Source organism: Salinispirillum sp. LH 10-3-1 (assembly GCF_030643825.1).
Taxonomy (GTDB): Bacteria; Pseudomonadota; Gammaproteobacteria; order Pseudomonadales; family Natronospirillaceae; genus Salinispirillum.
Window position 1 is genome coordinate 2,747,211 of sequence record NZ_CP101717.1, and the last position, 25,569, is coordinate 2,772,779.

26 protein-coding genes are annotated in these 25,569 nt (G+C 54.1%); 11 read left to right on the forward strand and 15 right to left on the reverse strand.

Annotated elements, in window-relative coordinates; all coding sequences use genetic code 11:
• Positions 1-121 precede the first annotated feature (121 nt).
• The 3 genes from NFC81_RS12540 to NFC81_RS12550 all read right to left on the reverse strand — a co-directional run bounded on the left by NFC81_RS12540 (position 122) and on the right by NFC81_RS12550 (position 1,454).
• A complete protein-coding gene (locus NFC81_RS12540) occupies positions 122-430 on the reverse strand; it encodes a hypothetical protein (protein ID WP_304994817.1) in 309 nt (102 codons plus the stop codon).
• A 36-nt stretch (positions 431-466) separates the two neighbouring features.
• Complete coding sequence (locus tag NFC81_RS12545; protein WP_304994818.1) at positions 467-892, reverse strand: hypothetical protein; 426 nt, start codon at positions 890-892, stop codon at positions 467-469.
• Between the two features lie 106 nt (positions 893-998).
• Complete coding sequence (locus NFC81_RS12550) at positions 999-1,454, reverse strand: hypothetical protein (protein ID WP_304994819.1); 456 nt, start codon at positions 1,452-1,454, stop codon at positions 999-1,001.
• 114 nt (positions 1,455-1,568) lie between these two features.
• On the opposite strand from NFC81_RS12550, the gene NFC81_RS12555 reads away from it, so the two are divergent.
• From NFC81_RS12555 to glgA, 3 genes are all read left to right on the forward strand, one after another.
• On the forward strand, positions 1,569-1,766 hold the full coding sequence (locus tag NFC81_RS12555) for a hypothetical protein (protein ID WP_304994820.1): 198 nt from the start codon (positions 1,569-1,571) through the stop codon (positions 1,764-1,766).
• 106 nt (positions 1,767-1,872) lie between these two features.
• Positions 1,873-3,102: a glucose-1-phosphate adenylyltransferase gene (glgC, locus tag NFC81_RS12560; RefSeq protein ID WP_304994821.1), complete on the forward strand. Its 1,230-nt coding sequence runs from the start codon at positions 1,873-1,875 to the stop codon at positions 3,100-3,102.
• Positions 3,092-4,555: a glycogen synthase GlgA gene (glgA, locus tag NFC81_RS12565; RefSeq protein ID WP_304994822.1), complete on the forward strand. Its 1,464-nt coding sequence runs from the start codon at positions 3,092-3,094 to the stop codon at positions 4,553-4,555. Before glgC ends, glgA begins: the two co-directional genes overlap by 11 nt.
• Here the strand turns inward: glgA and NFC81_RS12570 are convergent, their stop codons facing one another.
• From NFC81_RS12570 to guaB, 4 genes are all read right to left on the reverse strand, one after another.
• Positions 4,556-5,743, reverse strand: coding sequence for an MFS transporter (locus tag NFC81_RS12570; RefSeq protein ID WP_304994823.1), 1,188 nt, complete (start codon positions 5,741-5,743; stop codon positions 4,556-4,558).
• The gene (gene tadA / locus NFC81_RS12575; RefSeq protein WP_304994824.1) at positions 5,744-6,304 is read right to left on the reverse strand and encodes a tRNA adenosine(34) deaminase TadA; all 561 of its coding nucleotides are present in this window, start codon (positions 6,302-6,304) and stop codon (positions 5,744-5,746) included.
• The gene (gene guaA / locus NFC81_RS12580) at positions 6,305-7,879 is read right to left on the reverse strand and encodes a glutamine-hydrolyzing GMP synthase (protein WP_304994825.1); all 1,575 of its coding nucleotides are present in this window, start codon (positions 7,877-7,879) and stop codon (positions 6,305-6,307) included. It lies immediately after the preceding gene.
• 204 nt (positions 7,880-8,083) lie between these two features.
• The gene (gene guaB, locus NFC81_RS12585) at positions 8,084-9,559 is read right to left on the reverse strand and encodes an IMP dehydrogenase (RefSeq protein WP_304994826.1); all 1,476 of its coding nucleotides are present in this window, start codon (positions 9,557-9,559) and stop codon (positions 8,084-8,086) included.
• A 184-nt stretch (positions 9,560-9,743) separates the two neighbouring features.
• Between guaB and NFC81_RS12590 the strand changes: the two genes are divergently transcribed.
• On the forward strand, positions 9,744-11,291 hold the full coding sequence (locus NFC81_RS12590) for an HD domain-containing phosphohydrolase (RefSeq protein WP_304994827.1): 1,548 nt from the start codon (positions 9,744-9,746) through the stop codon (positions 11,289-11,291).
• 13 nt (positions 11,292-11,304) lie between these two features.
• On the opposite strand, the gene NFC81_RS12595 is transcribed toward NFC81_RS12590, so the two are convergent.
• Complete coding sequence (locus NFC81_RS12595) at positions 11,305-12,657, reverse strand: TolC family outer membrane protein (RefSeq protein WP_304994828.1); 1,353 nt, start codon at positions 12,655-12,657, stop codon at positions 11,305-11,307.
• Positions 12,658-12,900: 243 nt separating this feature from the next.
• On the opposite strand from NFC81_RS12595, the gene NFC81_RS12600 reads away from it, so the two are divergent.
• From NFC81_RS12600 to parE, 4 genes are all read left to right on the forward strand, one after another.
• Positions 12,901-13,524, forward strand: a complete 624-nt coding sequence (locus tag NFC81_RS12600) for an NUDIX domain-containing protein (protein ID WP_304994829.1) — start codon at positions 12,901-12,903, stop codon at positions 13,522-13,524.
• A complete protein-coding gene (locus NFC81_RS12605; protein WP_304994830.1) occupies positions 13,521-13,964 on the forward strand; it encodes a DUF1249 domain-containing protein in 444 nt (147 codons plus the stop codon). The genes NFC81_RS12600 and NFC81_RS12605 overlap by 4 nt, the downstream gene beginning before the upstream one ends.
• Before the next feature lie 138 nt (positions 13,965-14,102).
• Positions 14,103-14,897 (forward strand): 3',5'-cyclic-AMP phosphodiesterase, encoded by a 795-nt coding sequence (gene cpdA, locus NFC81_RS12610; RefSeq protein ID WP_304994831.1) that lies wholly within the window; start codon positions 14,103-14,105, stop codon positions 14,895-14,897.
• A gap of 65 nt (positions 14,898-14,962) precedes the next feature.
• Entirely contained in the window at positions 14,963-16,858 is a 1,896-nt protein-coding gene (gene parE / locus NFC81_RS12615; protein WP_304994832.1) for a DNA topoisomerase IV subunit B, read from the forward strand.
• Between the two features lie 84 nt (positions 16,859-16,942).
• Here the strand turns inward: parE and waaA are convergent, their stop codons facing one another.
• From waaA to NFC81_RS12630, 3 genes are all read right to left on the reverse strand, one after another.
• On the reverse strand, positions 16,943-18,196 hold the full coding sequence (waaA, locus tag NFC81_RS12620) for a lipid IV(A) 3-deoxy-D-manno-octulosonic acid transferase (RefSeq protein ID WP_304994833.1): 1,254 nt from the start codon (positions 18,194-18,196) through the stop codon (positions 16,943-16,945).
• 63 nt (positions 18,197-18,259) lie between these two features.
• The gene (locus NFC81_RS12625) at positions 18,260-19,477 is read right to left on the reverse strand and encodes a glycosyltransferase family 4 protein (protein ID WP_304994834.1); all 1,218 of its coding nucleotides are present in this window, start codon (positions 19,475-19,477) and stop codon (positions 18,260-18,262) included.
• 10 nt (positions 19,478-19,487) lie between these two features.
• Positions 19,488-20,501: a tryptophan--tRNA ligase gene (locus NFC81_RS12630; protein ID WP_304994835.1), complete on the reverse strand. Its 1,014-nt coding sequence runs from the start codon at positions 20,499-20,501 to the stop codon at positions 19,488-19,490.
• 193 nt (positions 20,502-20,694) lie between these two features.
• Here NFC81_RS12630 and NFC81_RS12635 point away from each other — a divergent pair, with 193 nt between their 5' ends.
• Positions 20,695-21,519, forward strand: a complete 825-nt coding sequence (locus tag NFC81_RS12635) for a lysophospholipid acyltransferase family protein (protein ID WP_304994836.1) — start codon at positions 20,695-20,697, stop codon at positions 21,517-21,519.
• A 9-nt stretch (positions 21,520-21,528) separates the two neighbouring features.
• On the opposite strand, the gene NFC81_RS12640 is transcribed toward NFC81_RS12635, so the two are convergent.
• Both NFC81_RS12640 and NFC81_RS12645 read right to left on the reverse strand, forming a co-directional pair.
• The gene (locus NFC81_RS12640; protein WP_304994837.1) at positions 21,529-22,140 is read right to left on the reverse strand and encodes a GDSL-type esterase/lipase family protein; all 612 of its coding nucleotides are present in this window, start codon (positions 22,138-22,140) and stop codon (positions 21,529-21,531) included.
• 151 nt (positions 22,141-22,291) lie between these two features.
• Entirely contained in the window at positions 22,292-22,828 is a 537-nt protein-coding gene (locus NFC81_RS12645) for a TetR/AcrR family transcriptional regulator (protein WP_304994838.1), read from the reverse strand.
• 270 nt (positions 22,829-23,098) lie between these two features.
• Here NFC81_RS12645 and NFC81_RS12650 point away from each other — a divergent pair, with 270 nt between their 5' ends.
• Positions 23,099-23,461 (forward strand): response regulator, encoded by a 363-nt coding sequence (locus tag NFC81_RS12650; RefSeq protein ID WP_304994839.1) that lies wholly within the window; start codon positions 23,099-23,101, stop codon positions 23,459-23,461.
• A 25-nt stretch (positions 23,462-23,486) separates the two neighbouring features.
• Here NFC81_RS12650 and NFC81_RS12655 read toward each other — a convergent pair whose 3' ends face one another.
• Together NFC81_RS12655 and dksA are read right to left on the reverse strand one after the other, a co-directional pair.
• Positions 23,487-23,924, reverse strand: coding sequence for a hypothetical protein (locus NFC81_RS12655; RefSeq protein ID WP_304994840.1), 438 nt, complete (start codon positions 23,922-23,924; stop codon positions 23,487-23,489).
• Between the two features lie 199 nt (positions 23,925-24,123).
• On the reverse strand, positions 24,124-24,531 hold the full coding sequence (dksA, locus tag NFC81_RS12660; RefSeq protein ID WP_304994841.1) for an RNA polymerase-binding protein DksA: 408 nt from the start codon (positions 24,529-24,531) through the stop codon (positions 24,124-24,126).
• Between the two features lie 152 nt (positions 24,532-24,683).
• Between dksA and purU the strand changes: the two genes are divergently transcribed.
• Positions 24,684-25,538: a formyltetrahydrofolate deformylase gene (gene purU / locus NFC81_RS12665; RefSeq protein WP_304994842.1), complete on the forward strand. Its 855-nt coding sequence runs from the start codon at positions 24,684-24,686 to the stop codon at positions 25,536-25,538.
• The last annotated feature ends 31 nt before the right edge of the window (positions 25,539-25,569 follow it).

Consider the following 25,569-nt stretch of genomic DNA (forward strand, 5'->3'; position numbering starts at 1 on the left):
GTGCAAGCGAATCATGATCGCTTTCTTATTAGAGTTTCTAAGCGTCAGTATGGGGTATATTTCGGCGTGCGGAGACCATCAATTGACAGGTTATGGCGCTGATAAGTGGTCGGAAAACCTTTTAATGTTGCACCGAACCGTCGATTTGCGACCAAAGAATCACTGTGCGGTAGAGTATCCAGCCTGCCCAACTGGTGATCAGTAAGGCTGCGAGCAGCAGCATACCAGCACCAAAAGGCAGCACAAGAAAAGCGCCGAGCCAGAACAACCAGCTGTAGAAAAACATCTGACGCCCTGCGCGAGCCACAGGATGCCCTGTCGTCCACGCCAGCCACAACGCCAGCAATCCAGCCGGTATCCATAACACGAGGGTAAACACACCCACAAAGAACAAGGCGAGCATCACTTGCAGTTGTCGTTCCAGTGTCATGATGCGTGCCTCAGGGTGAAGAAATACAAAGTAGAATCAATCAGGTCGCAGAATGTTTTGCTGCACCGGAGCCCACCACTCAAAACCGGTGGGAATGGATACATCGTCTTGCGTCCACGATATTTCAGCGCGCACTTCTGTGCAGTCGCCATGGTGGTCTGCCAACTGCCAAAGAATGTCCCATTGTTGGCCAGTACGGTCAACGACCCGCTGTTCTATCTGGGCAGTGCGACGCAAACTTACCATTTCCGTCTTTACATCACTTGCTTGAGCGTCCAGCCATTCGATATCCACCCAAAGGCCTCGTTCAGCAATGCGGTCGCGCACCACTTGCCAATCTTCGACGATGGTTTGAAAGAGCGTTACGGTATTTCCTTGAACCGAGCCTACGGGGGTAGTGGTGTGGCACTCATGCGCTACTGCCTGAACACTCAGCGCCACTGTTGATACCAACAGCGCCATAGATCCTAACCGACTACAAGACACAACAACTCCTTACTGGCTAACGAAAAAACGCGAAGCATAGCGACCAAGCTCCCAGGGAGCAAGGTAGGGAACGGACTATCCATCAGCGCTGAATGCGCAGCGTGGTAGGTTCGGTTAACTGGAAATCGACGGAGAAACCCGCTTGAAGACGCACTTCAGCACAACCACTGGCGGTGGTCCGCGCGCAGTCGAACGGCACAGCAGCGACCCCATTAACGGTTGCGAAACCGGACAACTCGCTTTCCAGCACCTTTTGCTGATCCGTCACACACAGGATGTTGCGTGGCGATAGAAGCAACAGATTACCATTCAAAACAGCGTCCGCCGACAACAGGCAGTAGTCGGGTAGCACCTGTTCATGGTCACCGGAAATCAGTGTATGAGGATCGAATAGCACACTGGTGGACTCATTCAACGGTATGCTGGTGTCATTGAGCAATGTTGAGGCCAGTCGATCCGCTTGGCGTATCTCTATTGCGTCGTTCGCCAAAGCGGGTAAGCTGAACAACATAACAACAATCACAATGTACTTACACATCAAAAATAGTCCGTTTGCGAATTAGACGGTAAGATAATAACAAAGACATCAAGATGCCACCATGCGGGATGTGTGAACGTGCCGTATTCATTGAGTCAACAGGGAGCAAATGCTATGCGCAATCCTATCGTGAAGCTGGTCATTTTCTTGGTCATCATGGCGATCATCCTGATTACCCTAGTGTCGCTGGAGCAGCGTCGTCGTCAACCGGAATTCTCACCGGTGTTCTTCAGTAAAGCGCCTGACGTTCAACAGAGTCTGGAAAGACAAAGTGCGCTGCCACCGCAAGAAAGTCTCTCTTTGATTGCTTAAGATCAATGACAAAAGCCAATCTTGGGTTTACTGTTTAAAGTACAACTAAAAGAACTACCCAGCGTGAAGGCTTTTTACGCTCATATCATCAACAAGAGAGGCGGCTATGTCTGGCATTTTATCCATGATTCTGGCGGGCGGCGAAGGGACTCGGCTTGCACCACTCACCGGCATTCGCGCTAAACCTGCAGTACCCTTCGGTGGCAACTATCGCATCATCGACTTTGTCTTGAACAATTTCGTGAACTCCGACTTGCTGCAGATTTTCGTTTTAACGCAGTTTAAATCACACAGCCTACTCAAGCACATGAGCCGCCGCTGGCGAGTGACCGGTTTGACCAATCGATTTATCGACCCCATTCCCGCACAAATGCAGACCGGCAAACACTGGTACCAGGGTACGGCAGACGCCATTTTTCAGAACCTGGATGTCATTGAAGGGGTAGACCCTGAACTCGTATGCGTATTCGGTGGGGATCACATCTACAAGATGGATGTGCGGCAAATGATTCAATTCCATCAAGATACCGGAGCCAAACTCACGGTAGCGGCCATCCCCGTTCCGGTGGAGCAGGCCCACCAGTTTGGTGTTATTGAAGTCGATGCAAGCGGCAAGATGATTGGCTTCCAGGAGAAGCCCAAGGCAGACCCTAAGACCATCCCCGGCAACCCAAACATGGTGTTGGCGTCAATGGGGAACTACGTGTTCGATGCCAAGACACTGACCGAGTCCTTGCGCTACGACGCCGAACAAGCGGAGTCGGTACACGATTTCGGGCACAACATCATCCCGCTGCTGTACGCCCAGGGTGATGTGTATGTGTACGATTTTTCCACCAACATCATTCGTGGCGAGCCGGACCAGTCACGCGGTTATTGGCGTGATGTCGGTACCATAGATTCGTACTACGAAGCCAATATGGACCTCATTTCCGTCATACCGCCGATTGATTTGTACAACCGCTACTGGCCACTGCGCAGCTACCACCCTGCTGTCCCACCGGCCAAATTTGTGCATGACGAAGCCAACCGGACCGGACAGGCGATCTGTTCGATGATCTCTGGTGGCTGCATTGTCAGCGGCTCTATCGTCTATCAGTCCATTCTTGGTTATAACGTCCATGTACACAGCCATGCCTATGTAGACCGCTGCGTAATCATGGGCGGCAACGACATTGGTCGGGGTAGTCGGATTCGCCGCGCCATTATCGACAAAGATGTGGTGATTGCGCCCAATACGGTAATTGGCGAAGATCCGGAGCAGGATCGTCAGCGTTTCCATGTATCGAAAGAAGGTGTGGTCGTCATTCCAAAAGGAGCGCGCGTTGGCTTCTGACCTCAATGTAATGCTGGTAGCCTCGGAATACGAAGGCTTGGTCAAAACCGGTGGTTTGGCGGACGTTGCACGTGCGCTACCTGCCGCTTTGCGGTCAGCGGGCACCCACACCAAGGTGTTGATGCCCTATTATCGCGCGCTGTTTAAGCACCAGCCAGAAGTACTGATCAGCAGTCTTGATGTCGCCCTGAACCCCAGAGACCACTACGGTTGCGCAGTACGACACTACAACGATAACGGCGTGGAAATCTATTTGCTGGAACATCACCAGTTCTACGATCGTGAAGGTATCTATGACGACGGTCGCTGGCCGTTCGAAGACAACCCACTGCGCTTCGGGTTGCTCAGCAAAGCAGCTTTTGCGCTGTGTAAGGCACTGAACTTTGTACCCGATATTCTGCACGCCCACGACTGGCAAACGGCTTTGGTACCCTATTACCTAAGCAAACAAGCACCGGGCGACAGCTTTTTTAGCCACACCCGCAGTGTCTTCAATGTACACAACGGCGCCTATCAGGGTAAGTGTCATGCACGCTGGCTTGGCGCCTTAGGCATCGATCCCAGCGACTTTATTCCAGAGCACTTCGAAGACTACGGTGAGATCAACCTACTGAAGGGTGCTGTGGTCTTTGCGGACCATATTGTGGCCGTCAGCCCCGGCTACCGTGATGAACTGATGCAAGAAAGCACGTCGCACGGACTGTGGCAGACCTTTCAGGCGCACGCACACAAGGTATCTGGCATTTTGAATGGCTGTGATTATGGCCTGTGGAACCCGGAACACGATGAACTGATTGCTGCGCGCTTCAGTGCTAAAGACTTAGCAGGTAAACAACAATGCAAAGCGGTGCTGCAAACGCAAACGCAATTGATGGTGAATCCTGAAAGACCGTTGTTTGGCTTGGTGAGTCGCCTGACCGACCAAAAAGGCCTGCACTACCTGATTCCTGCCCTGCATGAGTTCTTAGGCAACAAAGCGCAGGTGGTTATTCTGGGCAGTGGCGATGCGCACTTTTCGTCGTTGCTACGCCATTTGGCGGCGTCGCACCCTGGTCAGGTGCACTTCACCGAAGGATACAGCGAAGCGCTGGCGCATCAGATAGAAGCGGGCAGCGATTTCTTTATGATGCCGAGTTTATTTGAACCCTGTGGACTGAATCAGATCTACAGCATGCGCTATGGCACATTGCCTATCGTACGGAGCACCGGCGGTTTGCGTGATACGGTGGTGCCGTTAGCCGTCGACAATCACAACGCCGACGTCGCAACAGGCCTGAGCTTTGACGCGCCCAGCATAGAAGCCACCAGCATGGCATTAGCGCATGCGTTTGAGCTTTATACGCAGCACCCGAAGGTATTCAAACAGGTACAGCAGAACGCCATGGCGCAGCGCTTTGAGTGGGAGCCTGCGGCAGCGGCGTATATAGAGACGTATCGCACCCTACTTGCGTAATCAGGCGCTGGTTTTCAACGCCAACATGCGCTTGCGTTGCAACGCCACCGCGACCAGCAACCCGGCCACCAACGCGATGACCGCGTTCAGCGTAAACACCCATTGCGAGCCCTGTGGCAACGACCAAAACTGACCGGCCAGCAAGTTACCACTCACCAACCCCAGACCCGTGCTGAAAGCAATGTAGGTGGCTTGGGCACGCGCCTGCTGATTATCGGGGAACATACGTGACAGCAAGTAAATCGCCGTACCGTGTACCGCACCAAAACTCAGCGCATGCAGACACTGCGCCAATGCCAACCACACCCAGCTGTCGGCCAACCAAGCGGTCATCAACCAGCGACCCGAGGTCGCCAGCAATGCCATCACCAATACCGACTTAGCGCCCCAGCGCTGCAGTAGCCGACTCAACACCAAGAACAACAGCACCTCGGCCAACGGGGCCAACGCCAAATAACGGCCAATGGCTGCGCCGGAATAACCGAACTCCTGTAAATAGAGGTCAAAAAACGTATTGTACGCCGCCATGGTGACGCTCCACAGGAACAGCGCCAAAAACAGGCCCCACACCGGAAACTGACCCATGCGTTGCAAAAATGCCGACCACGGCGCTTGCTCGCTGACCTGACCCGCCACTCGTGGCACGTCCTTGATCAGCATCTGAGTAATCAAGGTTGCTACGGCAATCAATGCCAGACACCATGGTAATACTTGCGCTCCAGCGCGATCCAAGAGAGCACCCAGCACCAGTACCACCACCCCGAAGCCCAGCGTACCCCAGAGGCGAATGTTGCCGTAACGCGTTGATGCAGGCCCCAAATACTGCAAGGTGACCGCTTCCATTTGCGGCAAAATGGCCGACAACGCGATACCGATCAACCCGACCATGGCCACCACCACAATGGGTACCGACAACATGCCGAGCAATAGCAGCGCGACCAGCAAAGCCAACGAACTTAAACGCGCCCACACCATGCGTTTGCCGGTACGGTCACTGATTGACGCCCACAGAAATGGCCCCAACGACATCGACAACGTCAGTACGGCTGCCGTCTGGCTGATTTGATCGAAGGCAAAGCCTTGCTCACGCAGAAAACGGGCAAGGAACGGCAGCAGGCCACCGTAGATGGCGAAATAGAAGAAATAACCGGCGGATAGCCGCACGGTAGGAATGGAGGTCTGAGTCATTTAGTCCTTTGGGCTGCGACCAGCGAGTGCTTGATTGGATTGCTTAGCAGCCTGACGCGCGGCGCGGCGCTGCTTAAAAAATTGACTCATCAATGCACTGGCTTCGTCGGCCAAAACCCCGCCGGTGACGGCAGGCTGATGATTCAGCCAATGCTTGTCAGCCAATTGTTCTTGGCTCACCACAGCACCGGCTTTCGGTTCAGTAGCGCCGAACACCAAGCGGCCGACCCGCGCGTGCACAATGGCACCCACGCACATGGCGCAGGGTTCAATGGTGACGTACAGCGTCGTATGGACCAAACGGTAATTCTGTAAGGCTTGCCCCGCCGCCCGCAACACCGCTATTTCAGCGTGTGCCGACGGGTCGTGCAGATTTATCGGGTGATTGAACCCGCGCGCCACGCACTCGCCTGCGGCATCCACCAGCACCGCCCCGACGGGGACTTCGCCCATCTCGGCGGCTTTCGCCGCTTCGATTAAGGCTTGGGCCATCCAATAGCGGTCAGCCTCGCTGCCCTGATGGTCAGGGCTATCGAGATAAGGATTCAGGTCGTCGACCATTTATTCCCATTCAATGGTGGCAGGCGGTTTGCTGGACACATCGTACGCGACACGTGAAATGCCTTCGATGCTGTTGATGATGCGGTTCGACACACGCTCGATCAGCTCATAAGGCAGGTGCGCCCAACGAGCGGTCATGAAATCGATGGTTTCAACGGCACGCAATGCCACCACCCATTCATAGCGGCGGCCGTCACCGACCACACCGACCGACTTAACCGGCAGGAACACCACAAATGCCTGATTGACCTTGTGATACCAACCCGATTTATGCAACTCTTCCATAAAGATCGCATCGGCTTCACGCAGTATGTCCGCGTATTCTTTCTTCACTTCACCCAGAATACGTACACCTAAGCCTGGGCCGGGGAATGGATGACGGTAGACCATGTCGTGCGGCAAACCAAGTGCCACACCGATACGGCGCACTTCGTCTTTGAACAGCTCACGCAGCGGCTCCACCAACTCCATGGCCATTTCTTCTGGCAAGCCGCCCACGTTGTGGTGGCTCTTGATCACGTGCGCCTTGCCGGTTTTCGCCGCTGCAGACTCAATGACGTCGGGGTAGATCGTACCCTGCGCCAAGAAGTGCACGTCCTTCAATTTGGTGGCTTCGGCATCAAACACTTCAATAAAGGTGTGGCCGATGACCTTACGTTTCTCTTCCGGATCAGCAATGCCTTTCAGCTTGCCCAAGAACAGGTCTTCCGCATCGGCGCGAATCACTTTGACGCCCATGTTCTGCGCGAAGGTCGCCATTACTTGATCGCCTTCGTTCTTCCGCAACAAGCCGTTGTCGACAAACACGCAGGTCAGTTGATCACCAATGGCCTTGTGCAACAACGCAGCCACCACCGACGAATCCACACCGCCGGACAAGCCCAACAGCACCTTGCCGCTGCCGACCTGCGCCCGTACACGCACTACCAAGTCATCAATGATATTTTCTGCCGTCCACAGCGCATCACAACCGCTGAGCGTGCGAATAAAACGCTCAAGAATCTCTTGGCCTTTTAGCGTGTGCGTCACCTCTGGGTGGAACTGCACGCCGTAAAACTGGCGCTCGTCGTCGGCCATCGCGGCAATCGGACAGGTTTCCGTCTGCGCCATCAGCTTAAAGCCTTCCGGCATCGCAGACACCTGATCACCGTGACTCATCCACACATCCAACCAACGTCCGGTGGTGTCGTCGCGGTCCACGATGCCGTCGAGCAACTGTCCACTGCCCACCACCTGAACCTCGGCGTAACCGAATTCACGGTGATTCGACGTCGCGACCTTCCCGCCCAACTGCTCCGCCATGGTTTGCATGCCGTAACAAATACCCAGCACCGGCACACCCATTTCGAACACCACTTGCGGCGCGCGCGGCGTATCCGAACCCGTCACCGACTCTGGCCCACCGGCCAAAATAATGCCTTGTGGCGCAAATTCCCGAATGTCTTCAGGGCTCATATCAAAGGCATGAATTTCGCTGTAAACACCAATCTCACGCACGCGACGGGCGATCAACTGGGTGTACTGAGAACCGAAATCCAGAATCAGGATTTTCTGAGCGTGGATGTTTTGACGCATGGGCCCTTCCTATAGATAAACTTTTAAAACTCTAGAGTACTTCCACTCACTTTGCCAAGTAACAGGCGTTCGGTGATGGGGTGCGGGGTTCTGGGGTTGCGGCGGGACTGTGTCGCCAGGACGGCGACACTGTAGCCTACATGGATGTACTCGTGGCGTCCCGAAGCACACCCCAGAACACCACACACCATCATCCTACAGGAACTAACCCACGCGGTAGTTAGGCGCTTCCCGCGTAATCTGCACATCGTGTACGTGTGACTCTTTGATACCCGCATTGCTGATGCGCACAAACTGCGGCTTAGTGCGCAGCTCTTCGATGGTCTGGCAACCGGTGTAACCCATCGCCGCCCGCACACCACCAATCAACTGGTGCACCACGTTCGACAACGGGCCTTTCACCGCCACACGACCTTCAATACCCTCAGGTACTAATTTGTCAGACCCGTTACCGCTCTGGAAATAGCGGTCACTGGAGCCTTGCGACTGCCCCATGGCACCTATTGACCCCATACCCCGGTATGACTTATAAGCCCGACCTTGGAACAGCTCAACCTCGCCCGGTGCCTCATCCGTACCGGCGAACAAACCACCGGCCATCACACAATAAGCACCGGCTGCCAACGCCTTCGCTAAATCGCCAGAGAATCGCACACCACCGTCAGCAATGACCGGAATGCCATGCTCTTTCAGCGCAGCCGCCACATTCGATACTGCTGTAATCTGCGGCACACCGACACCAGCAACAATACGGGTCGTACAGATAGAACCAGGACCAATACCGACTTTCACACCGTCAGCACCCGCCTTCATCAAATCCAACGCAGCTTCAGCGGTCGCGATATTGCCGCCGACCACATCAACCTGCGGAAAGTTTTCTTTGACCCAACGCACCCGATCGATAACGCCGAACTCGTGGCTCGAATGACCGTGCGCCGTATCAACAATGATCACGTCCACACCTGCATCCACCAGCGCCTTCACGCGCTCATCAGTACCCTTCCCGGTACCGACCGCCGCACCGACGCGCAACCGGCCTTGTGAGTCTTTACAGGCGTTTGGATAGGACTGCGCTTTGGTGATGTCTTTCACCGTTACCAAGCCGACCAACAGACCGTCGTCATTGGTGACCAGTACTTTCTCAATACGGTAGCGGTGCAACAAGCTCATGATTTCGTCGGGGTCAGTGCCTTCACGCACTGTAACCAGTTTGTCTTTACCCGTCATGATGCTGGCGACCTTGGCGTCGAGACTGCGCTCGAAACGCACGTCACGCGCCGTCACAATACCCACGAGGTCTTTGCCGTCGAGGACAGGGACACCAGAGATGTTGTTAGAGAGGGTCAGATCAATCAATTCACGAATGGTCGCATCGTGTTGAATGGTGATGGGGTCGCGGACCACACCACTTTCGTATTTTTTCACGCGGCGCACTTCTTGTGCCTGCTGCTCAATCGACATATTTTTGTGCATAATGCCGATACCGCCTTCCTGCGCCATCGCAATCGCCAAGCGACTTTCGGTGACGGTATCCATGGCCGCGGCGACCAACGGAATGTTCAAGAAGATGTTGCGCGAGAGTTGAGTTTTCAGGGAAACCTGATTTGGCAGAACCTCGGAGTACCCCGGTACAAGCAGGACGTCGTCAAAGGTTAAAGCTTCTTCTGCGATTCGTAACATGAGGTGCCTACCCTTCTGCGTGATGGTTAAGGTGGCGCGGCATTATAAACACATACTGTGAAAAAGCAAAAACAATAGCGTACAGCAAACCCTTTTTAGCCTTTGTTTACTGGGCGGATGCCATCCTGTGCACTAGAGTATATGCTAGAACCACGGATAGTGATAAAAGCGGAGCACTTTACCCATGTCTGACGAGTTGTTGTTTGCCGGAGACGAGACGCCTGCTACAGGACACAAAGGAGCCCAACCATGGACTATTTTGATCGTCGACGACGATGAGTCCATTCACCAGGTCACTATACTGGCGCTTAAACAATATCAAGTAGAAGGCCGCGACATCCGCTTTCTCAGTGCTTATTCGGCCGCCGAAGCTATCGACATTCTGCAACAAGAACCCGACACCGCGCTGGCTTTGGTGGACGTAGTGATGGAAACCGAGTCAGCGGGCTTGGAGCTGGTGCACGACATCCGACGTAAACTGCATATGACGGACATTCGTCTGGTGTTGCGTACCGGCCAACCGGGGCAAGCGCCTGAGCATCAGGTGATAGAAGCCTACGACATCAACGACTACAAAGAAAAAACCGACCTGACCCGACAGAAGCTGCGCACCCTGTGCTACAGCACGCTGCGCGCCTACCGCGACCTGCGCTTGGTACGGCAACAACAGGAAGGGCTACGTAACATTCTGACCGCCACGCAGCACACACTGGCAGCCGCCAACCTGTCGTCCTTTGGCAGTATCGTGCAGCAACAAATCCGTGCCATTTTCAACGTCGAATCACCTGAATTCTGGGGCATCAGCATGGTACCCGACGATGGTTCAGGCTACCCCTACCTACATGTTTTGCAAGCCGCCAATAATACAGTACTGCATGACTACCAAGACAAGATTGCTAGCCTACCAGGCCCATTACGCAACTTGGTTGCACAGGCCATGAAAACCGACACCCCCCAACACAGCGACGACTTTTTCATGGTGTATCAACACAGTGAACCGGCGTTGCATGTGTTTTTGCTGGTGCGCATGCCACACCCAGACGGCTTTCAGCGTGAGCTGTTGAGCCTGTTCGGGGCTAATCTCCTGCTGATTTATCAAAGCTTGCTGTTGCGCGAAGAAATTGTCGACACCCAGAAAGAGCTGGTGAATCGTCTAGGCAATGCAGTGGAAATGCGCAGCAAAGAAACCGGGGCTCACGTCCAACGGGTGGGCATCATTGCGGAACTGTTAGGACAGCATTATGGCCTCAGCAGTTATCAATGTGAGCTGCTGCGCCATGCCGCTCCCCTGCACGACCTCGGCAAGGTTGCCATTCCCGACGCGGTGTTACACAAACCTGCCAAACTGGAACCGCACGAATGGAGCGTGATGCAGAGCCATGCCCAGCTAGGTCATGACCTACTCGCTGATTCCAAGCGGCCGATTCTGCGCATGGCATCTATGATCGCCTTAACCCACCACGAACGCTGGGACGGCAAAGGCTACCCGAGAGCGTTAAAGCAAGCGGAAACGCCGATAGAAGGCCGCATTACGGCCTTGGCGGATGTATTCGATGCTTTGGGCTCAGTCCGATGTTATAAAACACCTTGGGCCGAGGAGGACATCAAACACTACTTACAGAGCCAGTCCGGGGCGCAGTTTGAACCACGCCTCGTTGACCTGTTGCTCGCCCACTGGACAGAATTCACGGCAATACGCCGAGAGTTTCCCGATGCCGAGGATGAGTTTTAAATCTCTTTCGCACTCAGTTCAGGTAGCCCGCAAGCCACTGGATGTCGCGCTCTTGCAGATCGCCAGCGGCTTCCTTCAACTTGAAGTAGTTGCTGATCAAATCATAGCGCGCCACCGACAAGTTGGTTTGTGCCGTTAACAACGCACGCTGTGCGTTAAGCACTTCCACCACATTACGCGAACCCACTTCATAACCGAGCTCCGTCGCTTCGGCTGCACTTTCCCGGCTGGACACCACTTGGCGTAGCGCGTTCAAGTTCGACAAGTCAGCCTGCATTTGCTGATGATACTGCCGCACCGCCAGTTCAATCTGACGCTGATTACCTTCGTAGTTGGCTTCTGAGGCTTCCAGCTGATAACTCTGTCGACTCAGGCCGGCCGAGCGATTACCGGCGTCAAACAGCGGGATGCTGATGGAGGCGGTTACTGCCATAGTGAACGTTCTGCAATCAACGAAATCGTCAGCAGACACACTACATCCAGCCCCAGCACTCCCCATGCCTACTCGATCAACATCGTATGAGGCATCATAGCCGTAGCGTGCCACTCCGTTGATTTGGGGCAAACGGTCAGCCCGCTCGGCACGCAATTGGTCACGCGACGCCTGAATGCCCAAGCGACCGGCAATCAGATTAGGGTTCTGGCGCGACTTGTCGATCCATTCTTGCACGGTACCCATGTTAATATCGGTCGGATCAAACTGCTGATTCAGCCCCTGCAGCCCAGAAATAGGCATGCCGGTCAATTGAGCCAGCTGCTGACGCGCTAACTCTGCTTGGTTTTGCGCCCGAATGAGGTCTGCGCGGGTTTGGTCAAGCACTGCTTGTGCTTCTAATACATCCGTAATGGCCACCAAGCCAACATCATAACGCTCTTGCGTTTGCTCTAGCTGGCGCTCTACAGTAGTTATGACGCGCTCCGTCAGCACGACGCCTTCTTCGCCACGCAGTACCGCAAAATAAGCATCAATGACACGCGTTTTCAAATCGGCCCGTGTGGCAGCTACCTGAGCTTCGCTTTGCGCGGCCAAATTGCGCACCGCATCATAGGCAGCAAATGCCTGCTGGTTGTAGATAGACTGCGTTAGCTGTAACGCTGTTCCGGCAGAATACACGGTATTCCCGTCTAGGATTTCGTCGACCTGACTATAGCGCGCACCGGCTTCGCCTTCCAAAGTCAAACGCGGTAACAATCGACTCAAGCCCTGAGTCACTTGCGTGTCACTGGCGCGCGCATTGGCGATGGCGGCGCTCAATTGCGTGTCATTGCGTAACGCACTGTTGTACAACGCCTCTAAGCTTTGAGCCGAACTCCCGACACTCAACATCACAAGAGCAACGGCGAGCGGCCATTTGTTACTAACCATATTTCATTTCCTTCGGGTTATTGGGGCGGCATTTTCCGGCATCTGCTCGATGCACACAACGACCGTCACTGATCGTTTACGTTGACTTTCCAGTTTTGGCGCACCACACAACTGAACTATTGTGCGTAGCCGCACAGATTTCTGCTTAAGAAATGCACATTATCATTTTCCACTGTCGTTGACCTGTTACCTTTGTCACAATGTCCTCTCAGTTATGCAATTACTCAATACTCAGGAGGTAGTGTGTCCAACGCCAAGCCGCAGCGCTTTACACACGCCGATGTAACAGTGACGTCCGAACGCACGGTCTTCAAAGGCTTTTACGAAATGCATGAACTGCACGTTCGCCATGCCTGCTATGACCGCCCACCCATTGAGATTAAACGAGAACTGATGGTGCGGCCCGACGCTGTAGTGGTTCTTTTGTTCGACCCTAAACTGCAAAGTGTCGTGTTGATTGAACAATTTCGTGTCGGGGCGCGCAAAGCCTCCACCCCTTGGTTGATTGAATGCGTCGCTGGCCTTATCGAGCCTAATGAGGCGCCAGAAGACGTGGCACGCCGTGAAGCACTTGAAGAAGCAGGCACCACGATCAAACGCTTGAAGCAGATTTGCGAATACTTCCCCAGCCCGGGCGGCACCGATGAAAAGATCACTCTGTACATCGGTGAAGTCGACGCCAGCACAGCGGGTGGAGTACACGGTCTCGACCATGAAGGTGAAGACATCCTGGTGCATCGGGTGAGTGTTGACCAAGCAGTGACCTGGCTCAACGACGGTATTATCAACAACGCCGCCAGCATTATCGCCCTACAATGGCTACAATTACACCTTGATACCTTAAATCAGGAATGGAGTGCAGTGTGAAAGCAACGTACGTACCCGACTTGAAAGCGGAAGCCGCTCAGTGTGAAGGCAACTTTGCGCGCCTGCAGCGTTTCTTGCCCGACTTCAAGACCGGCGATGAGGCTGCGTTCTTCATTGAAACGCCACAACACAGCAGCGCCGATTTTACGCTCTCTGTGGTTGAGCGATTCCGCTACACCGCCAGTGTAGAAGTAGCCGTGCATCAGCATCAGGTACCCGACTACTTTGCCCGCCAAACCTTCATGGTACGAGTGTATTTAGATGCCCGCACTTCAGAAGTAGTTACCTTTGCGCGGCGCGGTAGTTTCCGCGGCGTCTACCCCTACCCTAACCCAGAAATGTTTCAGGCGAATGAAAAAGAGCAATTGAATCGCTGGCTTGCAGAGTGGTTGCAACTTCTACTGGCACACGGGCGCAGTGCTGAAAAACTGGTGTTTTAGTGAACGAATTGCTCGAATTGTGATATTAACACTGTACAAAATAATTTCTAAATCTGTTAATTTGGTGTTTTTTTTGTAAGACTCCGACTATAAATTCTACTGGTAGTCAAAGAACCAGACCAAGAGAGCAACGCAGTGATGGAACAACAGCATCCTTGGCGCATTGTCCAACTAACGGACAGTCACCTCTATAAAGACCCCAGTAGTCGCTTAATGGGGATGAATACGGCAGCAAGTTTTAAGGCTGTCGTAGACTTGGTGCGTAAGGAACGTGACCAAATCGACTACATCCTAGGTACCGGTGACATCACGCAAGACGCATCGATCGAAGGCTACAATCGGTTTCGTGAAGCCGCCTTGGCGTTGTGCCCAAACATGGCATGGATTCCCGGCAACCATGATGAAGCCGAATTGATGCAACGCCTCCCATTTGAAACCTCACATTACAGCAAGATCATCGACCATGAACACTGGCGTATTGTGCTGCTCGACTCATCCATTTTAAAAACGGTCTATGGTCGACTGGACGCACCTGAGTTGCAGTTCTTGGGCGATGCCCTCGCGTCGGCTGGGGATCGTCACGTGCTAGTGACCCTGCACCACAACCCCATTCCGTCCGGTAGTGTCTGGCTGGACAACCACTGTCTGAAAAACAGTGAAGATTTTCATGCCGTGATCGAACGGCACGCCAATGTAAAAGTCATTCTATGGGGGCACATCCATCAATTTGTCGATAAAGAAATTGATGGCCGCCGCTACCTCGCCACACCATCCACCTGTGTGCAATTCGCGCCACAACAGGTAGACTTTAAGGCTGACGATGCATCACCGGGTTATCGCTGGCTGGATCTGTATCCTGACGGGCATATCGAAACCGCCGTATCACGGGTAACCGTGCAGCTGGATGTCGATTTGCAGAGTGCAGGATACTAGCCACCGGCACTCGCCACTCGTGTATCTGCTAATGTGAACCTGACTCAACCATAAGATACTAATGTATGAGTAAGACCGATTATTCCGCCCAGTCCATTGAGGTGCTCAGTGGCCTTGAGCCGGTGCGCAAGCGCCCCGGTATGTATACCGAAACCACTCGCCCAAACCATCTTGCGCAAGAAGTCATCGATAACTCGGTGGACGAAGCCCTATCCGGCCATGCTACGCGCATCGACGTGACGTTGCACAAGGATGGTTCACTCTCCGTTATCGACGACGGCCGAGGTATGCCGGTCGATATTCACCCGGAAGAAGGGGTCAGCGGTGTCGAGCTGATTCTGACCCGCCTGCATGCTGGCGGTAAATTCTCTGGCGACAACTACCAGTATTCCGGCGGCTTACATGGCGTGGGGGTATCGGTGGTGAACGCCCTCTCGACCTGGCTGGAAGTGACCGTTTGGCGCGACGGTCAGGTACATCAGATTCGCTTTGAAAACAGTGAAAAAGCCTCTGAGCTGGGCATTGTCGATACCTGCGCCAAACGCAAAACCGGCACACGCGTGCACTTCTTAGCCGACGGCAGTTTCTTTGACAGCCCTCGTATTCTGGCCAGCCGTTTAAAACATGTACTGCGCGCCAAAGCCGTACTCTGCCCCGGCCTGAAAGTCACACTGATTGACGAGGAACACGCGACGACCGACGAATGGTATTACGAAGACGGCCTGCGCGACTATCTACTCGGCGCCACTCGGGTTTACGACACCATTCCTGCGGAGCCATTTACTGGCCAGTTCGCTGGCGAGAAAGAAGCCGCCGACTGGGCCGTACAATGGCTGCCAGAGGGTGGCGAAGGCATCACCGAAAGTTATGTGAACCTCATCCCGACCGCTCTGGGCGGCACACACGTCAATGGACTGCGTACCGGGCTACTGGAAGCCATGCGCGAATTCTGTGAATTCCGCAATTTGTTGCCGCGCGGCCTGCGTCTGACGCCAGAAGATATCTGGGATCGTTGCAACTACGTGTTGTCGGCAAAAATGCGCGACCCGCAATTCTCGGGTCAGACCAAAGAGCGCCTGTCGTCACGCGAGATGTCGTCTTTTGTCTCAGGCGTGGTCAAAGACTCCTTCAGCCTGTGGCTGAACCAGCACCCGGATGCCGGTGAACAACTGGCAGAGATGGTGATCAACTCAGCGCAAAGCCGCATGAAGGCCGCCAAGAAGGTTACCCGCAAAAAGGTCACGCAAGGCCCTGCCCTGCCCGGCAAGCTGGCCGACTGTTCTGGCATTGACGCCATGCGCGGCGAGCTGTTTCTGGTGGAAGGTGATTCCGCCGGTGGTTCAGCGAAGCAAGCGCGCGACCGGGTGTACCAGGCGATCTTGCCGCTGCGCGGAAAGATTCTGAACACCTGGGAAGTGGATAGCCAGGAATTGCTGGCCTCGCAGGAAGTACACGACATCGCGGTTGCCCTGGGTGTTGACCCGGACACCGACGACATCAGCGGTTTACGCTATGGCAAGATTTGCATTTTGGCCGACGCCGACAGCGACGGCTTGCACATCGCCACGCTGCTCTGCGCGCTGCTGGTCCGGCACTTCCCGAAACTGGTAGAGAACGGCCACGTTTACGTTGCCATGCCACCGTTATATCGCATCGACATCGGTAAAGAAGTGCATTACGCCCTAGACGATGCCGAGCGCGAAGGTGTGCTGGAGCGTTTGAAAGCCGAAAACCGCAAGGGCAAGGTGCAGGTGACACGCTTTAAAGGGTTGGGTGAGATGAACCCCTTACAGCTGCGTGAAACCACCATGGACCCGGATACGCGCCGCCTTGTTCAGCTGACCATTGATGACCCTGTGGGTACACATCAAATCATGGACATGCTGTTGGCCAAGAAACGCAGCGGCGACCGCCGTACGTGGCTGGAAAGCAAAGGGAATCTGGCCGATATCGTCGCATAGGTACGCAGCCCTCTGCACGACGTGATCTTCTGTGCCAGAGGGCTGGCCTCCTACGTGAGTCTGTTTGCGCAGAGGGCTGCGCGTCTATAGTAATTGAGCAATCGATGCCGCCTGGCGCTCGGTTGCCCCTTGGTTCTCTGCCAACACACGTCGCCCAGCAGCGCCCGCCTGCTGACGCGCCGCATCATCCTTTAGCCAATCCAACAACGCCTTACTTAAGTGGGCTTTGCTTACCCGCTGCAAGGCGCCAGCAGCCCGCAGGGCTTCATTGATCGCCGCGAAATTGAACACCGACTCACCGGTAATCACCGGCACCCCGAATAACGCCGGTTCCAACGGGTTATGACTCCCCCGTGGATTCCAACTACCACCGACCAATGCTATGTCGGCCAAACCGTAAAAAACACTCAACTCACCGAGCGTGTCCAACAGCCACACCGCCTGCTTGCGCTGTGGTGTTTGCCCCGCCGAACGTCGGCAATAGTCTATACCGCGCAATTCCAACTTCTTGCTGACCTCAGCAAACCGATCCGGGTGGCGCGGGGCCAACACCAAAAGCAGCTCGGGGTAAACCTGACTCAGCTGAGTCACCGCATCAAGAATGATGTCTTCTTCGCCGGGATGCGTGCTGCCAGCCACAACAATGCGCCGTTTCGTCACCCATTGCCGTAAATCGTCCAGACGTGCTTGTGTCTGTCCGTCCAGCACAATGTCGTACTTGATCGAACCCATTACCTCCACATTCGGTGCTCCCAGAGCAACGAAACGCTCTGCATCAGCGGGTGCCTGCGCCAACACCTGTGCCAAGCCAGCAAAGGCCGGACGGGTCAAACCCGAAAATCGAGCATAGCCACGCGCCGACTTTTCTGACATTCGCCCGTTCGCCAACACCATCGGCACAGCTCTCTCTTGAGCGATCGCTACCAGGTTCGGCCACACCTCTGTTTCCATCAGCACCAATACCTTAGGCTGATAGGCGTCAAACAGTGGATTGAGCATCGGCGGCAAATCCACCGGCATATATTGATGCAACACCGGCTCAGCCCATTGTTGCACCAGCTCCGAACCGGTCGGTGTTGTCGTCGTGACCAGAACCTGAATATCTGGGCACTGCTGGCGCAAGGCCTTGGTTAAGGACTCCGCCGCCATCGACTCGCCCACCGACACAGCGTGTATCCATATCAATGGCTGATCAACGGCAACAGTGCAGACCGGGCGTCCGAGGCGCTCTGACCAGCGTTTGCGGTAGGCCGGAACCTTGGCCGCACGACGCCACAAGCGCGCAAACACCAACGGCAAGAGAAGGTAATACAGTATGGAATAGAGTAAACGGGCCATGAAAGTTGGCTTACCTGTGTGAGCGGGATGGGCATTATGACGGCTTAGCAAGGCGCTGACCAGTCAACGTAAACGGTTCTTCTCCGTAATCCAGCGCGACATGTATTCGGTCGCGCGATACTGTTGTTGCTGCAGAATACGTCCCCATAAATTATGCTGCCGATGGGCCGCCAAGTCCTGCTGCACCTCCATCAAACGACCCGACAGGGCGACGCTTTCCATCAGGGTGTCATGGCACTGCGCGGCGACATTACGCCCTTGCATGACAGCTTGCTGCCAGACGTCGGGCTGCCGATAAAGCTCCGCTGCCGCTTGGAAAAAGGCCTCGGCATCGTCGGTGACAGGACTCCCCCAGGGTAAATCGCCGTGCATGCCTTCCGCCGCGATGGGCGACGCCACCGTAGGCGTTCCGGCCAGCCAAGCATCCGCTACCTTACCCTTGATGCCCGCGCCGTAGCGCAAGTAGGCGAGATTCACGCGGTACTGTGCCAGAGTCGCAATAGCATCTTCGGCCCGCCCTTTGATGTGAAACCCCTGCGCCGGATTGTGTAACTGCTGCACTTTCTCAGTGGCGTAGCTGCCGTACACATGAACTTCAGTACCCGTCGGAAATTTATGACGCCAGTGCGGCCACTGCGCCCGCAGCCATTGTGTGGCATCCCAATTGGGGGCGTGCAGGAAGTTGCCAATCATCATCACATGCTGGCGCTTCTGGTAGGGCACCAGTGTATTTTCATCCGGCAAGGGCGTCAGCATAAAGGGGGTATGGTGCAACAGAAATTCTGGCACTTGGAATCGCTCAACCAGCAACTCCAGCTCGACCGGAGAAATCAACAAGGTAAGGTCGCAACGAGCGATGGCCGCTATTTCACGCAAGGCAGTATCGTTGAACAGCGAGAGCGCTCCGCCGTGCTTGATCTGCTCGGCGCGCGCCTCGCGCAGGCAATGCAAGTCACTGGTATCCAGCACTCGTACAGCACCCGGACAAACGGTGCTAACACGCCACCCGAACTGCTCTTCCATTACATAACGATCAAACACCACAATATCGGGCGCCAGATCGGCTAACCATGCATCAAAGGCGTCGTCATTGACCGCAATGTCGTGTTCGGTGAAACCCGCTGAGGCGCCAGCCAGACTGAACGCTGTACGTTGTGCTGGTGAGGCCACATGAACGTCGCCGCCCAACATGGCCAATACCTGGACAATGTCTTGAGTACGGCGCCCAGCCGCTGTAGAGGCAGGCTCAGGCCAAGTTTTACCGATCAGAAGGCTGCGCACCTGAGCAGCCTTAACCGGCCAGTGGCCCTATTCCCACAGCACGGCGTACCTGACTCAAGAGCGCACCGGCTTCCTGTCGTGCTTTCACTGCGCCGCGCGCCAGAATACGGTCGATCTCGGCCGGATCCTGAATTAATTGGTTGTAAGCGTCGCGCTTGTCTTTCAACAGCTCATTGAGATGCTCAAACACCTGCTTCTTCGCGTCGCCCCAGCCTATGCCTTCTTCGTACTGCTTGCGCATGCTGGCAATGTCAGACGAACTCGCAAAAGCAGAGTAGATACCAAACAGCGTGCAGTTGTCGGCATCCTTAGGCTCGCCTGGCTCCAGCGAGTTGGTCACGATCTTGTTGATCAGTTTGCGCAGCTTCTTCTCGTCTTCAAACAACGGAATGGTGTTGTTGTAGCTCTTCGACATTTTGCGTCCGTCTAGGCCTTTTAGAATCATGCCTGCGTCATCTACCACCGCTTCTGGCAACACAAAGGTTTCGCCGAAAATGTGGTTAAAACGCTGCGCGATATCGCGCGCCATTTCGATGTGCTGAATCTGGTCTTTGCCCACCGGCACATGCGAGGCCTTAAACATCAGAATATCGGCGGCCATCAGAATGGGGTAACTGAACAACCCCATAGTGATGCCCTTGTCTGGGTCGGCAGCATTGGCCTCGACATTTTCCTGCACCACGCCTTTGTAGGCATGCGCGCGGTTCATCAAGCCCTTGGCTGTGACACAGGTCAGCACCCAGGTCAGCTCCATGATCTCTGGCACATCAGACTGGCGATAAAACACCACCTTGTCTGGATCTAAACCGCCGGCCAACCAAGTCGCGGCGATAGCCAAGGCGCTTTCTTTAACACGCGCTGGTTCGTGGCACTTGATCAAGGCGTGATAGTCGGCCAAGAAGAAAAAAGAACGCGCATCGGTGGTCAAACTCGACTCGATCGCTGGGCGAATGGCCCCTGCATAGTTGCCTAGGTGTGGGATGCCCGTGGTGGTGATACCGGTCAGTACTGTCTGCTTGCTCATGAGGGTTCGCTAAGGCTGTCTATAAAGAAGCTGAACCATAACGAAAACCAGCTCAAAAATCGAGTGCCAACCAGCGCTCGAGCGCCATGGGGATCAGCAGTGAGCTGTGATAGGGTGTTTTTCTCGCGCGTTGATGTTCAAGGCCGCGAGGTTCGCTATACTGGGGCCTGCCAATCAGTAAGGAACTTGATGCATGACCGTGTTGCGCCGCACTTGGCGACTGTTCAGAATGTTTATTGTGCTGATGCTCGGCATCGCCATCGCCACTCTCATGCTGCCGCTGCGCCGCAGTGGCAGGGTTTCAGAGCATTTTTTCATGGACGTGGCCAGCTGGTGGCATCGTCGCATGCTGGGCGCCATGGGCATTGTGGTCAAGGTCGACGGGAAAATTCGCCCGCAGGCAGGCATCTGGATCAGCAACCACATTTCCTGGCTCGACATCCTAGTGATTGGCAGCCAAGCACCGGTGCATTTCGTGTCTAAGGCGGAAGTTCGACGCTGGCCCATCATCGGCTTTCTGGCCGCTCAAACGGGGACGCTCTTTTTAAAACGCGGTGCCAATCAAACCGGTCAAATTGTCAGCGCTATGCAGGAAAAACTGAAGGATGGCTACGCCGTATTGTTCTTTCCGGAAGGCACCACGGGTCACGGTCACTACGTGCGTCGTTTTCACAGCCGCTTATTTGATGCAGCGATTGAACTCCACGCCCCCATTGTACCCTTAGCGCTACGTTATGAGCATGACCCCCAACCGCACCCCGTTGTGCCATACATCGACCAACAGTCGTTATTGCATAACCTGTGGGGTGTATTGGCACTTAAACAATTGCACATCACCTTAATTGCGCGGGCACCGTTGTCGGCGGAAGGCGCCGAACGACGTAGATTGTCAGAGCACAGTAGAGAGGTCATCTGTGAGGCCTTGGCGCTTCCAGCACCTGCACTCCCACCTGACTATGCTCGCGCCAGTCGCCGAGCCAAAGCAAATGCAAATGCGAATGCGAATGCGAAGCAGTAGTGGGGTCGCTTAGCGGCTAAACCACCACTGCCGATCGTTCGAGACGATGGAGAATATTTTTTCATAGCCGCGCTGAAGCGGGTGAACTTTATCGTGTTGCGACAGCTCACGCTTGTATTGCACATCACTATTGAGCGGTTTGAACACATCTATAAAGGGCACCTGTAGACTGCGCGCCAGTTCAGACTGAGCCTGCACCAGGCGCTGCAAACGACTATTCACAGCCGGGTCGTACACGGGAGGGGGAGAGACGACCAGCATGCGGTAGCGGCCCTTAGCTTTGGTCATCATGGACTTCAAATTTAACACGCTCTCACGTAGGCCAATCTGTGGCTTCTCACCGATCAACCGACAATCTTCTACACCAAACTGGAATACCACCCGAGCGTCTTCCTGGTGCGCTAGACGGCGATCGACTTCAATAGCAAAGTGCTCACGGATCAATGTACTGGTGTCACCGGGCACGCCCAAAATATAGGGGACAAACGTTTTTTGTTCACGCGCGCTCAACATGGCCAAACGCGTACACCAACCCAAACCAGATGCATCGCCAATCCCTGTCACTAGGGAGTCGCCTACAAAGGCAATATGCGGTACACCGGACATCATCGGCTCGCTCATAATGATCACTGTTCAGAATATTGATGTAAAGATATTACCACTGTAGTGCGGTAATTACAGCACTGCCAGTTGCCTGGAGGAAGAAGGGGATGTTCGGGCTAGCCAGAACCGTCGCGGGTAGTTCGCGCGACGGTTCTGGGCATTTATCAGACTACAATAGATGGGTCAGTGTTTGCTCAACAAGATGATGAGCTTTCTTTTCGTCGATATCCGAGTTCTGTACTTTGAACAGCAACCCATTCACCAAGCCCAAATAGCCTTCAGCACGCAAGGAGTCACCGTCCAAAGCCGACTCTATAGCGCTTTCGATCTGACTGTACTTGGGATGGTTGAATATGGATTGCTGGCCCCAGTGGCCCGGCAAAAAGAGCAATGACATCTGGCGCCGGTGCAGCAACCAGAAATCGGCGTACGACAACAGCAGAGATTTCGCATCAGCGTGATTGCCTGACTCCAGCGCCAAGCGATCAATCAGCTCAGTCAAGGGCGCATCCACCATGGCATCCAAGATTTCTTCTTTATTCTTGAAATAGTAGTAGATAGACGGCGGGGCACACGGGATGAGGCTCGCTATCTTACGAATAGACACGCCTTGAGCACCGTGTTCCTGTAACAGGTGAGAGGCCGTGTCCAGAATTTGCAGGCGCGAAATACGCGAACGTCGTCTTTCCGGAGCTAATTGATTCATAATATTTTCATGCGCTTCTTATTCAAAGGGATGGCATAATCAGTGCTGCATTGTACCTACTATTCTACATCGACCAGTGTAAAAACATCCGTAGAACAGTGTTTCAATATGAAATTAGTGACGCCCGTTACGCCAAAAATTGGTCTAACAGTGGAAAAAACACGACAAAATACTGTCACATCGTTGAAAAATAACATATCACTAGAGTCCCGCCAAACCGCTTTGCTACAATCAGACACACTAAATGGCTCACATACAAGGAAATCAACCATGGCGCTCGTACTGATCGTTGAAGACTCCCCCAGCACTCTGGAAGCGTTCCGGACTGCTTTGGTGAAAGGTGGCCACGAGGTCATTACCGCTGAAGATGGCAACATTGCAATTGCCCGTGCCAGAGCAGAAAAGCCTGATGTCATCATGATGGACATCGTTATGCCCGAAATGAACGGTTTTCAAGCCACTCGTCGCATCACTACAGATGCCGAAACGGCGCACATTCCGATTATTATGGTCACCACAAAAGATCAAGAAACGGACAGGGTGTGGGCGAAGCGTCAAGGCGCGGTAGGTTATCTCACCAAACCTGTGACTGACTCTGAACTGCTGGCCGAAATAGAACGGGTGATGGCGTAAGCCAACCTCAAGGCGTGGCTCAAGCCTATTGAGCCACTCTGTCCTGCACCGCAGATAAGTTTTGTACCATGGTCAATACCGGCTCCAACTCTTTCCGTAACTGACCATCTCCACCTGACATGGCGTTGCTGATGACTTCGTCCGCCTGATACCGCAGTCGATCAGACATGCCCTTACTGATGTCGGTTATCGCCTTAGCTTGTGCTGGTGTTATCCAGCCTCGCTCGAACAGGATCTGGCGCAGTTCCGCCATCTCCGTAAAACCAATTTCACGCAAACGTACTCGCTCTGCCAGTGCATGAAGCTCATACAGCCGATCGCTCCAAAACACTTGGTCATTTAACCAATCAGCGTTTTCATCACCCGCACTGGCGGCGGCCGACAGCTTGTCGCTGCCTTGCAGAGCCTGGAGGTTGTTCCCCAGCGTCTGGTTCTGAACGTAGTGTGTGACCCCTACTTGCACGATCTCTACCTCGGTAAAAACGTGGCGGAAAAACCGCCGTCACCGAGACTAAAGCAAGTACCTTGCCATCTTCATAAAAGGCTTGTATCAACAGGGCTTGTGAGGATTTACGGAGTGCCATTAGAGGCAGAATCGGCAAGGTCATGCCGCTGATGCAGTGCAGCGGCAGACCGGCGTCTGCCGCTATGGATGCACTGAATTAAACGTCGCGGAAATTCTGTTCCTGACGCTCTTGACGCATCTTTTCTTCAGCACACAGGGTAGCAGTCGGCCGCGCCAGTAAGCGACGCACGCCAATGGGCTCACCCGTCACCGCGCAATAGCCAAATTCGCCGCTATCAATACGCTTGATGGCCTCGCCAATTTTGGGCAACAACTTGCTCTGGCGATCAAGAAAACGCAGCTGTAAGCGACGCTCCTCTTCGAGAGCGGCCTTGTCGAGCTCGTCTGCTTCATACTGCATGTTTTGCAGTTCTTTTTTCGACGACTCAATCTGCTCACGAATTTCAACGCCCATTGTCGTCAACAAATCACGAAAGAATTCCAACTGCTCTTCATTCATGTAGTCTTCGTCGGGTGCCGCAACCAATTGTTCTTGTGTCAGCATCTCTATCTTCCTAACCGTCCAAAACATGAGACCGATCCGACACGGACCGACCCTTATAAAGCGGGGCAGCATGATATATCATAACGCGCTGTTTTAACATAGCTGCAGAAGTCGGCCTTTTGTCGACCTTTTCCCCGGAGGATATCATCTGCATGGAACCTGTATTCCGACTGACACTCTCCTGCCCTGATCGGGTCGGTATTGTTGCCCGTGTCAGCAACTTTCTTGCGCAATACAATGGCACCATCACGGAAGCGAATCAACACGCTGATTTGGTTGAAGGTTGGTTTTTTCTGCGCAATGAGATCAGAGCCAACTCGCTGCCCTTTGGTATCGATACCTTTCGGGAAGTGTTTGCCCCTATTGCTGCCGACATGAACATGGATTGGCGGGTGAACGAATCGTCACAAAAGCGCCGAGTTGTGTTGATGGCCAGCCACGACAGCCATTGTATTGCTGACCTGCTTAACCGCTGGCATTTCGGCGATTTGGACTGTGACATCCCCTGCGTCATTGCTAACCACGAAGATTTACGCAGCCTGGTTGAATGGCATGGCATTCCTTTTCACTACGTACCCGTGGACAAGACCGACAAAGAAGCCCATTTCAAACAAGTGAATGAACTGATCAGTGCAGCTCGTGCCGATACCGTTGTACTGGCCCGCTACATGCAAATTTTACCGCAATGGTTTTGCACAGAATGGTCGGGGCGTATCATCAATATCCACCACAGCTTCCTGCCGTCCTTCATTGGTGCCAAACCCTATCATCAGGCGTTTGAGCGCGGCGTTAAGTTGATCGGTGCGACCTGCCACTATGTTACGCAGGATCTCGATGCTGGCCCCATCATTGACCAGGACGTTATGCGCGTCAGTCATCGTGACACCATTGAAGAAATGGTGCGCCGAGGCAAAGATGTTGAAAAGGCGGTTCTCGCTCGAGGTTTACGCTGGCATATAGAAGACAGAGTTCTTATTCATGGTAATAAGACGGTGGTCTTTGAATAAGCATTACGTGGCGCACAAATTGTGCTGATGA

Excerpts from the sequence above, each read along its gene's own strand:
- NFC81_RS12645 (WP_304994838.1), bottom strand. The coding sequence starts at position 22,828 with ATGAATCAATTAGCTCCGGAAAGACGACGTTCGCGTATTTCGCGCCTG.
- NFC81_RS12555 (WP_304994820.1), top strand. The coding sequence starts at position 1,569 with ATGCGCAATCCTATCGTGAAGCTGGTCATTTTCTTGGTCATCATGGCG.
- NFC81_RS12590 (WP_304994827.1), top strand. The coding sequence starts at position 9,744 with ATGTCTGACGAGTTGTTGTTTGCCGGAGACGAGACGCCTGCTACAGGA.
- guaA (WP_304994825.1), bottom strand. The coding sequence starts at position 7,879 with ATGCGTCAAAACATCCACGCTCAGAAAATCCTGATTCTGGATTTCGGT.
- NFC81_RS12595 (WP_304994828.1), bottom strand. The coding sequence starts at position 12,657 with ATGGTTAGTAACAAATGGCCGCTCGCCGTTGCTCTTGTGATGTTGAGT.
- glgC (WP_304994821.1), top strand. The coding sequence starts at position 1,873 with ATGTCTGGCATTTTATCCATGATTCTGGCGGGCGGCGAAGGGACTCGG.
- NFC81_RS12545 (WP_304994818.1), bottom strand. The coding sequence starts at position 892 with ATGGCGCTGTTGGTATCAACAGTGGCGCTGAGTGTTCAGGCAGTAGCG.
- cpdA (WP_304994831.1), top strand. The coding sequence starts at position 14,103 with ATGGAACAACAGCATCCTTGGCGCATTGTCCAACTAACGGACAGTCAC.
- NFC81_RS12650 (WP_304994839.1), top strand. The coding sequence starts at position 23,099 with ATGGCGCTCGTACTGATCGTTGAAGACTCCCCCAGCACTCTGGAAGCG.
- NFC81_RS12550 (WP_304994819.1), bottom strand. The coding sequence starts at position 1,454 with ATGTGTAAGTACATTGTGATTGTTGTTATGTTGTTCAGCTTACCCGCT.
- NFC81_RS12540 (WP_304994817.1), bottom strand. The coding sequence starts at position 430 with ATGACACTGGAACGACAACTGCAAGTGATGCTCGCCTTGTTCTTTGTG.
- NFC81_RS12640 (WP_304994837.1), bottom strand. The coding sequence starts at position 22,140 with ATGAGCGAGCCGATGATGTCCGGTGTACCGCATATTGCCTTTGTAGGC.
- parE (WP_304994832.1), top strand. The coding sequence starts at position 14,963 with ATGAGTAAGACCGATTATTCCGCCCAGTCCATTGAGGTGCTCAGTGGC.
- guaB (WP_304994826.1), bottom strand. The coding sequence starts at position 9,559 with ATGTTACGAATCGCAGAAGAAGCTTTAACCTTTGACGACGTCCTGCTT.
- purU (WP_304994842.1), top strand. The coding sequence starts at position 24,684 with ATGGAACCTGTATTCCGACTGACACTCTCCTGCCCTGATCGGGTCGGT.
- NFC81_RS12630 (WP_304994835.1), bottom strand. The coding sequence starts at position 20,501 with ATGAGCAAGCAGACAGTACTGACCGGTATCACCACCACGGGCATCCCA.
- waaA (WP_304994833.1), bottom strand. The coding sequence starts at position 18,196 with ATGGCCCGTTTACTCTATTCCATACTGTATTACCTTCTCTTGCCGTTG.
- NFC81_RS12635 (WP_304994836.1), top strand. The coding sequence starts at position 20,695 with ATGACCGTGTTGCGCCGCACTTGGCGACTGTTCAGAATGTTTATTGTG.
- NFC81_RS12570 (WP_304994823.1), bottom strand. The coding sequence starts at position 5,743 with ATGACTCAGACCTCCATTCCTACCGTGCGGCTATCCGCCGGTTATTTC.
- dksA (WP_304994841.1), bottom strand. The coding sequence starts at position 24,531 with ATGCTGACACAAGAACAATTGGTTGCGGCACCCGACGAAGACTACATG.
- tadA (WP_304994824.1), bottom strand. The coding sequence starts at position 6,304 with ATGGTCGACGACCTGAATCCTTATCTCGATAGCCCTGACCATCAGGGC.